We start from the raw sequence: 12,915 nt of genomic DNA, 5'->3' as shown, positions 1-12,915 counted from the left end.
TTGTTCGACCATTTTTTCTCTTTCAATTTTGGGCTCTTTCTGTTATACATCTTCCTTTTTTCCACGAAGCGCTCCCGCGCGGGGCAAAAGGGGCTCCGCCCCTTTTGCCCCGCGCCGTCCCTGCGGCAGTTTCTGTAGCCACCGACTTGTCTCCACTGGTGCGAGCTGGAACAAAAACCTGTAGCCCCGCTCTCTTCTGTAGCCGCCCGAGGACAGCCCTCCATATCTGACTCCGGGCTTACTCGCCACATCCTGTAGCTCGGACATCGAAAGGAGAAGGGTGCCCTCTCCTACCAGCCCGCGTGGTCTCCCCTCCCGCCGGGGCTATCACCTTGTTTCAGCAACAAAAATGAGACCTTTATACGAATGTGCGAAGGTCTCACAATATTCAACTTATGAAAACTGGACAATCCTTCTTGTCTTCTTTATACTCATATATCCATCATATGAGGAGGTTTTCTTATGAAAAATCTCAGTCGAGCACTCTTCCGGTTTGGCTTTGCTCTCCTCGTTGGGGGACTTCTTATCGGTATCATTGACAGAGAATGGAGTCGCTTCTTTTTCAGAAATATCTATCTCGATCGCCAAATCGTCGTTGGGTTTCATCTATTTATTACCCATGGACATGTACTTCTTTTTGCCATATTCTCTTTCATCCTCTCTTTTCTTTTCAAGGGAGAATCTCAGGTTTCCTCGGGTACCGCCGCTCTCTTCTGGATTTATGTCATCGGAGTTCTTTTCACCCTTGGGCTTGGTCTCTACAAAGGACTCTCCCTTGCAGCCATTGTGGGAAACGATCCCCGACTTGGGCTTTTTCATGCGGATCGTATGCTTTTTTGGGAAAACAGTATCCTGAGAGGGATTTTGTACACCATCGCGCATCCCTTGATGGCGACAGGGCTCATAGGGTTGTTTCTCAAGGCTTTTCACCACACCTTTCCCAAAAATTGACAGAAACACCCTTTTTCTCTATCATAATGCAGGGAGTACTTTCCCTTTTTGTCCGGGAAAAACACGCTAAACCCTGGAGGGACTATGCCCGATGAACTGAAAAGACTCGAGGATGTTCTCTCTCTTGTAGAATCTCAGGATTCCCCCGTGGTGGTCTCGATTGAAACTGATTCCATCAGGATTCTTGAACATACCATTCGGGCTTTTTTTAGACAACATCCCATCCAGAAAGATATCTACTTCTTGACCCTTCAGGAAGCCCCTTATGAGCCTTTTCTCTCTTTTGTGAGAGATTTTCTTTCCGAAGTTCCTCCAGAAGAAAAAGAAGCCTATTTCTCCCAGCTTTCCCTTTCTCATTTTGCCAGAGAACAGCTTCTTTCTATGGTTCTCTATCCTGAAAGCATGCCCACTCCTTTTTACACCTGGTACTTTGATAGAGAAGAGTTCCTCTTTTTTCAGAAAGAACTTCTCAAAGGTTTAAGAGAACTTCTTGCTCTTCTCTTTCACAAACGCCCCTATCTCATGATCTTACGATGCACCAACAAAGCCTCCATGGCCTTTTTTGACTTTCTCTCTTCCCTTCTGGAAAATCCAGGTGGCTTCTCCCTCCTTCTCTTGATGGACATGCGCCTTGTTCCCCATTTGCCAGAAGAACAATCAATAGAGTGGAATACCCTTTTTCAGAAATATCAGAAAAAGCTGTATTCTTTTGAATTTACCTTCTCCGACAATGCCCTTGAAGAAACAGGCATTCGCTTTGCCACTCCCTCCCCTGAAGAACTTTTCCTCAAGGTGAAAAGCTATGAAAAACACTGGGCATGGCGTGATGTGAAGAGCGTTGCCGAAGAACTCCTGAAACAGGAGGAAAAACTTCCCCTCCCAAAGCGTGTAGAAACCCTCACAACCCTTGCCCTTGCCCTTGCCATTGAAGGCTCTCTCAATGAGGCTATTTTCTCCATGGAGAGAGCCCTTTCTATCTTGCAGGAATACAACGATATCTCAACTTTAGTAAAGACACAGATTCTTCAGGCTTATTTTTATCTCAACAAAGATGCTGGACGTGAAACCGCTTTGAAGATTGCCCGTCATACAGCCCAGCTCTGCCCATCAAAAGAAAAACCCCTCTTCTTAGCCACTCAGGGGCTTCTCTTTACCTGTGGAGACATGTCCCTCTACCAATTTGAGAATTTTTACAAAGCCATGATTCCCTCTATCAAACGTTTACATCCTCTTTTCTACTTGTTTTTGGCAAGCAATTATTATTACGCCATGATGGCAAGCGATATTCTCTCACCTGAAAAAACCATTTCCCATCTCAAAAAAAACCTCTTACTTGCAAAAAAATACGTTCATCTTTATCGTCAAACATTTTTTCTTCATCATATAGCTATCTTTTATAGTCGTCTTCATGACTATCCTAAAACCGTACGATTTTACAAAAAATCTATTCAGCTCCGCCAGAAATTGGGTGATCTCAGGAAAGTCTGCCATGCCTACAATGGCTTTGGGTATGTTTATTTTTCAGCCGAAAACTTTCACAAAGCCTTTTACTACTACAACCGTGCCATAAAATTCAATATCGAATTACGAGACTATCGAGAACTCTGTATGAGCCTGATGAATGTAGTGCAACTGGAGATCATTCTCCATAACTACGACACTGCCGAAGAACTTCTCTCCTTTCTCATTGATCTCAAAAAAGAATTGGGTATAGAGTCCCTTCCCATTCATTCCAATACGAAAATCATGACCCTTCACACCTACCTTCTCGAAAAACTGAATAAATTTGTTCCCTACTATCACCAGGCAAGCGACATCATTGCCAAAACTGAAAAAAATCCTTCTCACTACTCTCATGAAGAGTACGCCTATCTTCAGTGGTTTTTGGCACGCTATTATCAGCGATACATCAATACCCAGAAAATCATCCAGGCCTACGAAGAAGCCATTGAAAATATTTCTAAAGATGAATTCAATTACAATGAAATGGAGATCTGGTACGACTACCTTCTCTGGCTCAAAGAAAACCAACCATCCCTTTTTGAAAACCAGAAACAACGCTTCATCCAGCGCCTGCAATCCCTCAATCTCTACCACTACCAGAACTACCTCCTTGAACGATACGTTCGTCCTCTTCGTCACCACTACGATATTCCCAAAGAACATATCTTAGAAACAGCTCGTCTCTATGCCCAGATAAACCAGGTTCAGCATACGATAGAAACCCTTGACTTCATGAACCAGCTTCAAAAGATTCTTCTCAGACAAAAAGACAAACAAAGTCTCATCATCGAATCCATGCTTCTTATCAAACGCTATCTGATTGTGGATTTTATCGCCTGCTACCTTGGGTCCTATCAGGACAACTACAAAAACTGGGCTCTTCTCTATTCCTCCCACGAAGCCAAACTTCTCCCTCCCGATCTCTATGATAACATCCGGGCTTGCTTCACCACGCGCCAGGAAAGACTTGTTGTTGACCTTGCCGCTCACTATATGAAACTTTTCTTTCCCCAGTTCCATAGCCTGATGTATTTTCCCCTTTTTATTGAAGAACAGGAAGCCGGCTGTGTGTTTTTTGCCAACCGCCGCGAAGAAAATGCCTTCTCTGAACAAACATTCCGGGAAATGCATATGGCTATCAAACAGGTCAATACCATGCTCGCCAACCTTATCTACGCTGAAATGCTCCATCATACCGCTCAAACAGACATGCTTACCGGTTGTGCCAACCGTCTTGCCCTGCGAAAACGCCTCGAAGAAGAAGAAGAACGTACCAAGCGCTCCGAAGACTACAATTTCTCTGTCGTATTTACCGATATGGACAACTTCAAATACTACAACGATACCTTCGGCCATAGTGTAGGAGATGCTATTCTCCAGGAAGTGGCTTTTTTCTTTCAGAAGAATATCCGAAAAGTTGATCTCCTCGGTCGTTTCGGGGGAGACGAATTTGTGCTTGTCCTTCCTGATACCAACCGTCACAAGGCTTTGATACTCATCAAAAGACTCTACCAGAAAATGAAAGAAACCCATCTCTTTGAGAAAATCCTCTCCAAGCATACCGCTGATCCCATTCCTCCAGAAAAATATCTTTCCATTTCTATGGGAATCGCCGATTACAAACAGGCCGGAAACCTTCAACGTCTTTTAGAATTTGCCGATATTGCTCTGTATGAAGCCAAGAATCAGGGCAAAAACAAAGCCATGGTCTATAAGTCCTAAAAAAATTTCACTTTTTTCTTTTCAAAGCGTATAATTTACGTAGGAAATACAAGACTCAAAGGAGGTCTTATGAAGATAACAAGACACATAGGTATAGTAGGTATGCTCTTTCTGGCCGTTTCTCTCTGGGCTGAAAATACCAATGAAGTAAAGACAGAAGAAAAGCCAAAGCAAAGTGCTTCTTCGCCTGTCAAATTTGGCTTTCAGGTAGGGAATATCACCATCGACGGCACAAACTACCTCTCCCTTCGTCTCCAACCAGACCTTTCCATAGGAAAGTTTGGAATTGGACTGGATCTCAACCTTGAATTTGATCCGCAGTGGAATTTTCGCACCTCTGAGTGGAACACCTGGCAGGCGGTCCTTTCAAAGATCCTCTATGTTCGTTATGGAGTGAAAGGCGATCCCTTCTATATCAAGGTGGGAAACATTGACGACTTCACCCTTGGAAATGGCTGGATCATGCGCCGCTTCTCCAATATGCGGGACTTCCCCTCTATCAAAAAGCTTGGACTCGCCCTTGACAGTGATTTCAAAGTGGCTGGTTTTGAGTCCGCCGTCGATAATATCTGGGACTGGGATATCATGGGACTCAGGGCTTATGTCCGTCCTCTCCAGCCAACCAAGATGTTTCTGTTGGAAAAACTGGAGATCGGGGGCACTATTGCCGCCGACCTTGACCCAGGAAATCCCACTCCCCCTGCGGATAAGCCCTACCAGTTTACGGATAGCAATATGGCTCCTGTAACCGTTGTCGGACTTGATGTGAGTCTTCCTCTTGTCAGTTCAGCCGTCTTCAATCTCAGGCCATACGCTGATATAGGATACATTGTCGGCAAAGGGACAGGTGAAGCTACGGGTATCCGTGGAGATATTGTTTCTATCATCCCCTATCGCTTTGAATTCCGCATCCTCCAGCCGAAGTTTGTCCCTGTCTATTTTGATTCGTACTATGAAAGTGTTCGTGCTACCAAATATGAATTGCTTGAACACTACACCAATCATTATATAGGGTGGGCCTTCAATTCAGGATTGCAACTCATGAATGGGGCTATTTTCTTTGACTTCACGCTTGAAGATGATTGGGGTGATGTGTCTCTCCCCGCCCTGACTCTCGCTTTAGGGGCAAACAAACAGGTCTTGCAGCTCTTTGATGTTCGTGCCACATGGACAAGGCAAAATATCGCCGAATGGAACGATGTTTTCAAATATGAGAGTGAACACTCACAACTCGGGCTTCTCATCAATTACTACGCCAGCCAGAACCTCATCCTTGCCCTTGAATACAAACGCACCTTCAAACTTGATGAGAATGGTGTCATTCAGAGTCTCACCACCACCAGTATCAGCACAAAGGTAACCTTTTAGTGCTGAAAGGAGGTAGGATATGAAAAGATGGATTATCATAGCTTTCTGGGTTCTCAGTAGTGTACTGTTTGCACAAACGGTGAAAATTGGTGCCTTTATAGGAAATTGTGAATATTCGCTCGATGGACAGACATGGACAGCTGTAGAATATGGTATGGAAGTCCCTGTTTCGGCCTCAGTAAGAGTCCCGGGAAAAAACGACTCCCTTGAACTTGTCTGGGCGGATGGTTCTTCCGTTCAGTTATTGGGCACAACGGTCGTACAGGTGGCTAACCTGCAAAAAGACGCTTCTTCCAAAAATCTTTTGAAACTCACCATCGGAAAACTCTTTGCCAAAATTCAGAAAAAAAAGGGAACCGTCTTTGAAGTAGAAACGGAAACCGCTGTAGCTGCCGTCCGTGGTACCCGTTTTGGGGTGAGTTTTACACCGGGAATTGGTGGCTCTGTGGTCGTCTCTGAGGGTACCGTGGAGGTCATTGATCCAGCAAGAAGCCAACCTCCACAAATTGTCAATGCTGGACAAAAACTCGTTCTTCCAGCCACAACATCCCCCCTCCCCAGTCCTCAACCAGCCAAACCAGAGGAGATCAAGAGTTTTGATGAGGAATACGTCTCGCCCACGGAGCCAGAACCAACCCCATCAAAAGAGCCAGAACCCGTACAGGAACCGGCACCCAAACCTCAACAAGAAAAACCTGCACCCAAACCAGGTGGGAGTGGCTTTTCCTTTGACTGGGCAGTAGGAGGAGAAAATATCGACGGACAGCTCTGGAACAAGATTATCCTCAGCCCTGTGCTTCGTATAGGCAATTTTGGTGTGGGACTCTATATCCCTGTGTACTTCATCTCCTTTGACGACCTTGGTTATCCCTCTCGCTGGTACAACGCTAGTGAATGGGATTTTAGCTCTTTTGATGATAGTCTTCACGACCTTGCCCTCAAGATCCGCTTCCTCGAATACCAGAACAAGTGGCTTCTTTTCCGTATTGGTTCTCTCCCGAATATGACACTCGGACATGGCATTCTCATCAACAACTACGCTAACGATCTCGAATTCCCGGCTGTGAGAAAAGTCGGAAGCCAGATCAAAGTCGATGGAAAGGTTGTCGGTTTTGAAGTGCTCACAGGAAATGCTTTTGTCTGGGATATGGCAGGCGCACGATTCTTTGTCCGTCCTTTCTCAGGAAAACCTCTCATTGGAAAACTGGGATTTGGTATCTCAGGGTTCTATGATCGGCAACCAGTGTCCCTCTTCACCAATGAACAAATTGCCTTTGGGTATGCTGCCGATATCGATCTCCCTCTCTTTGAGGTAAATGAGGCTCTCTTTATGGTGCTCTACTCGGATATCGCCACCCTTGGCTACCAGGACAAAGTCCTCAATATATCGACCAATGCCAAAGGTTTTGGTTGGGCTACTGGTCTCAAAGGAAGCCTTCTGATCATTGACTTCCGGGCAGAATATCGCTATCTCCAAGACGGGTTTATCATAAACTACGTGGACACCTCCTATGACGTGAGTCGCAGCGCCAAATATGTAAACCTCCTCTTTGGTGATAACGAGGATTACTCTGGGTTCTTAGTGGAAGCCGGCAAAACCTTCAAGGGTCTTGGCTGGGTGAAGATGCAGTATGAACATCTTTTCCCTCTTTATGAAACCAATATCACTGTCAATATGAATACCCTTCACATGGAAGCCGGCATCGAAAAGGGGGTCATCAAATGGGGATATGGTTCTCTAGCTTACGACAGGATGAACTTCAATCTTGGGGATCTCTTTACTTCCTTCCCGGGTAACGGAAGTATTGTGAGTGCTTCGGTCTTTTACGCTATTTCGGCCGGGGCATTCATAGGTATCCAGTTCAAAAGATACTATGAAATTGACCCTCTCACAGGAAATCTTTCGTCAAAGGATACCTTTGGGATAACAACCCAGATGGGATTTTAGAAGCTTCATAAAAAAAGCCGCCCGAAAATGGGCGGCTTTTTTGTTTCATGGAAGATTTACTTGTAGATATTGTAGAAGGCTGCTTTGCCAGGATAGATAGCGAACTCACCAAGCTCCTCTTCAATACGAATCAACTGATTGTATTTGGCAATACGGTCTGTTCTCGAGAGAGAACCTGTCTTGATCTGGCCAGTATTGAGAGCCACAACAAGGTCTGCAATGGTGGCATCTTCGGTTTCGCCACTTCGGTGAGACACAACAGCGGTAAAGCCTGCCTTTTGAGCCATCTGAACAGCATCAATGGTTTCGGTCACTGTTCCAATCTGGTTGAGCTTAATCAAGATAGAGTTGGTAGCCTTGGTTTGAATTCCCTTCTTGAGAATCGAAGGATTGGTCACATAGAGGTCATCACCAACAATCTGGATCTTGTGTCCAAGAAGTTTGGTAAATTTCTCGTATCCCTGCCAGTCGTTCTGATCAAAAGGATCCTCAATAGAAATGATAGGATACTTCTCCACCCACTTGGCTAAAAGTTCAATCATCTCATCAGTAGAGAAGATCTTGTCAGGGTTAGACTTCCAGAAACGATAACCCTTCTTGCCTCCCTCTTCAAAAAGTTCAGAAGAGGCACAGTCCATCGCGATGGCAAAATCAGCATCAAGCCCAGCCTTGTAACCAGCCTTGTCAATAGCCTCAAGGATATACTTGATACCCTCTTCGTTATCAATATCAGGAGCAAAACCTCCCTCATCACCTACAGCGGTATTTTTCCCGGCCTTTTTGAGAATAGACTTCAGATTGTGGAAAACCTCAGCGATCATTTCAACAGCCTTTTTGAGGCTATCAGCGCCAATCGGCATCACCATAAACTCCTGAAAATCCACTTTGTTGTCGGCATGTTTTCCACCATTGATGATATTGGCCATGGGAACAGGCATAATCTTGGCATTGGTACCACCAAGATAGCGATACAGAGGCAAGCCAAGATAATTAGCGGCTGCATGAGCCACTGCCATAGAAACACCAAGGATAGCATTGGCACCCAGTTTACTCTTGTTCTCGGTTCCATCGAGATCTATCATGATTCTATCAATCTCAACCTGATTGAGAGCATCCAATCCCACAATCTCTTCAGCGATGGTGTTATTCACATTCTCCACAGCCTTGAGCACACCCTTCCCAAGAAGACGATTCTTGTCACCATCCCGGAGCTCTACAGCCTCTCTCTCTCCTGTCGATGCCCCACTGGGAACCGCAGCACGCCCCATCGTTCCATCTTCAAGAACAACCTCTACCTCTACCGTTGGATTACCACGAGAATCAAAGATTTCTCTGGCATGAACATCAATAATTGTTGACATATATATCCTCCTCTTGTATTCTCTGCCTCACTTCAAAATTTGCATTATTATAGCGAAAGAAAAAAAGCCTGTCAAATAAAGAGACTTCTCAAATCCCCTTCAAAAGATGCTCCACAAGGATCTTTAACCCAATCCCTATAAGAACCACGCCACCCACCCATTCAAAACGTTTTTCTTGCAGGGCTACTGACATCGATTGAAGCCTCTGACCCACATACACCCCAAAAAAACAGATCACAAAAGTCACAAGCCCTATCACAAAAGCCGGGAGAATAATCGCCTGCCCAAGAACCCCAATCGTCACTCCTACCGCAAGGGCATCAAGGCTTGTCGCAATACTCATCATCAAAAGCACAGGAACTTCCACACAACTTTTCCTTTCACAGTCATCCGCTGAAAAAGACTCCCATATCATTTTGCCACCCACATACGCTAAAAGCCCAAAGGCAATCCAGTGTTCCCATTTTCGCAAAATAAGGGCAAGCTGAGAACCGGCAAGCCACCCCACAAGGGGCATAAGAGCCTGAAAAAAACCAAAGGCAAAGGCTATACGAAAGGCATAACGCCACCTCATCGTCTGCATCATAAAGCCATTGGTCAGAGAAACCGTCAACGCATCAAGAGATAGCCCTACGGCTATCCCCAAAAGGGTCCACCACTCCATTTATCCCCCCAAATAGGCCCGCTTCACCTCTGGATTATCCAGAAGTTCCTGACCACTACCAGCGAGCACAAGCTTCCCTGTTTCAAGGACATATCCTCTATGAGCAATCCTGAGGGCCTGTCTGGCATTTTGTTCCACAAGAAGAACGGACAATTTTTTCTCTGTATTCAGTTTGGTGATAATTTCAAAGATCTTCTGTACCATGAGAGGAGCTAAGCCGAGCGCAGGCTCGTCAAGAAGCAAAAGCTCCGGTTCTGCCATCATCGCCCGTCCAATGGCTAACATTTGAAGTTCTCCACCAGAGAGATATCCGGCCCGTTGACCAGACCTATCCCTCAAAACAGGAAACCACTGATATACTTCGGAAAGATTCTTTTCTATACGTTTCTTGTCCTTTTGCAAAAAGGCTCCCATCTCAAGATTTTCCCGTACGGTGAGTTCAGGAAAAATTCCTCTCCCCTCCGGCACAAGCACAAGCCCCATCCCGGGCAAAAGATGGGTAGGAGTACTTTTGCCATGAGAACGATCAGAATAGGTCTCAAAAATGGTCTTTTCCTTATACAGGATATTCCCCTCAGAAAGAGGTTCTATCCCCATAATAGCCTTCAAAAGAGTGGTTTTACCTGCACCATTGGCTCCGATGAGGGTCACAATTTCCCCCCGACCAACCACTACACTAACCCCCTTCAAAGCCTGAATGCCCCCATACTGGACGTGGGCGTTCTCCACACGAAGGATAATCTCTTTCATGCCTCTCTCCCAAGATAGGCCTCTATCACCTGAGGGTGAAGCTGTATCTCCCGTGGTGTTCCCGAGGCAATTTTCTGACCATAATTCAGTACGGTAATGGTATCACAAATATTCATCACCAGTTTCATATCATGTTCAATGAGAACTACCGTAATCCCCAAATCCCGAATCCGTCGGATAAGCCCCATCAGATCCTCCGTTTCTACCGGATTCATCCCTGCTGCCGGTTCATCAAGAAAGAGAAGCTTTGGTTCCATGGCAAGGGCTCTGGCAATCTCTACCTTTCTTTGAACTCCATAGGGAAGATTGCCGGGAAGTTCAGCATGGTACTTGTCCACCCCGACAAACTCAAGCCACTTCCACGCATTCTCATAGATATCTCTCTCTTCTTTCCGGGAGTTTACCAACGCATAAAAGGCATTCAAAATACCAAGAGGTCCTTTGAAAGGATGGGTCCCCTTGAAATGACGGCCTATCATCACATTTTCAAATACATTGAGTTCTTTGAAAAGCCGTATATTCTGGAAGGTTCTTGAAATACCAAGTCTCGCAATCCGATAAGCAGGCCACCCCGTTATATCCCTCCCCTCAAAAAAGACATACCCCTCTGTCGGTTCATCCAGACCGGTAATGGTATTGAAAAGGGTGGTTTTTCCAGCCCCATTAGGACCTATCAGGCCTGTAATCGTTCCCGCTTCTACCTCAAAATCCACATCGTTGACCGCTACAAGACCACCAAACTCCTTTCTCAGGCAGGTCGTATAGAGAAGCTTCACAACGACCTCCTCTCAAGAATCTTCGCCACCTCATTTTCATACGAGATACGTTTGCGACCAAGCACACCCTGAGGCCTGAAAATCATCACCACAATCAAGAGAAGACCAAAGAAAATCTGATTGAACTGAGCCGGAATCACACTGGTAAGCCCGGTAAGACGAGGGGCCTCCGAAAGCAGCACAAGTACCATCGTCCCAAAAAGAGCCCCAAGAGAATTCCCAAGTCCACCCAACACCACCATACAGAGAATCAAAACAGAAAGCATAAAATCAAAGGTTTGTGGAGCCACGGACTGATTATACACCGCCCAAAGAGAACCCGCAATCCCGGCAAAAAAAGCCCCAATCATAAAAGCCACCACCTTGTACTTCACCGCATTGATGCCCATTGCCCCTACTACTACCTCATCTTCACGAATAGCCTCAAGCGCCCTCCCAAAACGAGAATGGACAAGCCGCCGGATAAACAAAAAGGTCACTACAACAAAAAGGGCATACAGAATAACATAGCCTACACTTGTATCATACCCAAACTGGATCCCAAACAAAACCGGACCAGGAACCCCATTGATACCATTTGGACCACGGGTGAGACTATCCCAGTTGATAATCACATTCTTCACCACTTCCCCAAAGCCAAGCGTGGCTATGGCCAAGTAGTCTCCCTTGAGTCTCAGGGTAGGAAGTCCTACAAGAAATCCAAGCATAGCGGCAAAAATCCCACTTAGTCCAAGCACCAACCAGAAATTCCAGCCACCTATGGTAGTTCCTATGGCTGTTGTATAGGCTCCAATCGCAAAGAAGGCAGCATGACAGAGAGAAAGAAGCCCCGTATAACCGGCAATCAGATTGAGGCTCAAGGCAAGAATGGCATAAATTTCCATATAGATAATCAGAAGAAAAAGAAAATTCAGCATTACACCTTCTCCCGTTCTTTTTTTCCAAGAAGTCCTGATGGACGAAAGAGAAGTATCAAAATCAAAATGGTAAAGGCTACCGTATCCCGAAGACCCTGAGGAATCCCAAGCACAGCCACCCCAAAGGTCTCAATCACCCCTAAAAGTACTCCACCAATCATAGCCCCGGTGATATTCCCGATTCCACCAAAAACCGCTGCCACAAAGGCCTTGAGACCGGCTAATGTTCCCATGGTGGGATAAATCTTGATCTCAAGCGCCACAAGCATACCGGCAGCAGCCGCCAACGCCGAACCAATAGCAAAAGTCAAAGAGATGATAAAATCCGTATCAATCCCCATAAGTTTGGCCACCGTCATATTCTGACTGGTCGCCCGCATCGCTTTTCCCAGTCGTGTATAATCGACAAAAACCTTCAGGGTCACCATCAACACAAGGGCGGATATCACAATCAGAATCTGATGGGGCGTAATCGCTACCGTCCCTAAAAGAATGGTCTCATTGGCAAAGGGATAATCAAGCCGTTTTGACTTTGTTCCAAAGAGAAAAGCCGCTAAATTGGAGAGAATAATAGAAACCCCGATAGCGCTCAGAAGCGGAGCTAAACGAGGAGCCTGACGAAGCGGCTTATAGGCAAGTTTCTCCACGGTTACCCCCAACAGAGCACTTACTCCCATGGCCCCCACCATCCCCACAAGAAACAGAAAAAGAGAATAAGGATGAAGCATATCCCCATTCAGCCCAAGGTAGAAGAAATATCCCGCATACGCCCCCATCATCAAAATCTCCCCATGGGCGAAATTGATAAACTTCAAAATCCCATAGACCATGGTATATCCAAGAGCAATGAGGGCATAAATACTGCCAAGCGTTATGCCATTCACCACATGCTGGGCAATCTCTGACCAGGAAAGATGAAAAAGCATCATAAGCCCTTCCTTAAACTAAAAATAAA

Annotated in this window: 10 protein-coding genes; 4 read left to right on the top strand and 6 right to left on the bottom strand. The window is 45.7% G+C overall.

All coding sequences use genetic code 11. The features are described 5' to 3' along the window. The first annotated feature begins 462 nt into the window (after positions 1 to 462). From BREVNS_RS08715 to BREVNS_RS08700, 4 genes are all read left to right on the top strand, one after another. Positions 463 to 951 (top strand): hypothetical protein, encoded by a 489-nt coding sequence (locus BREVNS_RS08715; protein WP_483426623.1) that lies wholly within the window; start codon positions 463 to 465, stop codon positions 949 to 951. An 84-nt stretch (positions 952 to 1,035) separates the two neighbouring features. Further along, entirely contained in the window at positions 1,036 to 4,176 is a 3,141-nt protein-coding gene (locus tag BREVNS_RS08710; protein WP_483426622.1) for a diguanylate cyclase, read from the top strand. Positions 4,177 to 4,245: 69 nt separating this feature from the next. Continuing rightward, positions 4,246 to 5,544, top strand: a complete 1,299-nt coding sequence (locus BREVNS_RS08705) for a hypothetical protein (protein WP_483426621.1) — start codon at positions 4,246 to 4,248, stop codon at positions 5,542 to 5,544. 19 nt (positions 5,545 to 5,563) lie between these two features. Next, positions 5,564 to 7,492 carry a FecR domain-containing protein gene (locus BREVNS_RS08700; protein WP_483426620.1) on the top strand — a complete coding sequence of 643 codons (1,929 nt, stop codon included), beginning with the start codon at positions 5,564 to 5,566 and terminating at the stop codon, positions 7,490 to 7,492. Positions 7,493 to 7,548: 56 nt separating this feature from the next. Here BREVNS_RS08700 and eno read toward each other — a convergent pair whose 3' ends face one another. From eno to BREVNS_RS08670, 6 genes are all read right to left on the bottom strand, one after another. Then, positions 7,549 to 8,853 (bottom strand): phosphopyruvate hydratase, encoded by a 1,305-nt coding sequence (gene eno / locus BREVNS_RS08695; protein ID WP_483426619.1) that lies wholly within the window; start codon positions 8,851 to 8,853, stop codon positions 7,549 to 7,551. Between the two features lie 88 nt (positions 8,854 to 8,941). After that, entirely contained in the window at positions 8,942 to 9,517 is a 576-nt protein-coding gene (locus tag BREVNS_RS08690) for a manganese efflux pump MntP (RefSeq protein ID WP_483426618.1), read from the bottom strand. Next, on the bottom strand, positions 9,518 to 10,267 hold the full coding sequence (locus BREVNS_RS08685; RefSeq protein ID WP_483426617.1) for an ABC transporter ATP-binding protein: 750 nt from the start codon (positions 10,265 to 10,267) through the stop codon (positions 9,518 to 9,520). Next, positions 10,264 to 11,043, bottom strand: a complete 780-nt coding sequence (locus tag BREVNS_RS08680; RefSeq protein WP_483426616.1) for an ABC transporter ATP-binding protein — start codon at positions 11,041 to 11,043, stop codon at positions 10,264 to 10,266. Before BREVNS_RS08680 ends, BREVNS_RS08685 begins: the two co-directional genes overlap by 4 nt. Next, entirely contained in the window at positions 11,040 to 11,960 is a 921-nt protein-coding gene (locus BREVNS_RS08675; RefSeq protein WP_483426615.1) for a branched-chain amino acid ABC transporter permease, read from the bottom strand. The genes BREVNS_RS08680 and BREVNS_RS08675 overlap by 4 nt, the downstream gene beginning before the upstream one ends. Further along, entirely contained in the window at positions 11,960 to 12,889 is a 930-nt protein-coding gene (locus tag BREVNS_RS08670; protein WP_483426614.1) for a branched-chain amino acid ABC transporter permease, read from the bottom strand. The genes BREVNS_RS08675 and BREVNS_RS08670 overlap by 1 nt, the downstream gene beginning before the upstream one ends. Between the last annotated feature and the right edge of the window lie 26 nt (positions 12,890 to 12,915).

This window comes from Longinema margulisiae, from assembly GCF_025266855.1.
Classification (GTDB): domain Bacteria; phylum Spirochaetota; class Brevinematia; order Brevinematales; family Thermospiraceae; genus Thermospira.
This window is presented reverse-complemented; position numbering and strand designations above follow the sequence as displayed.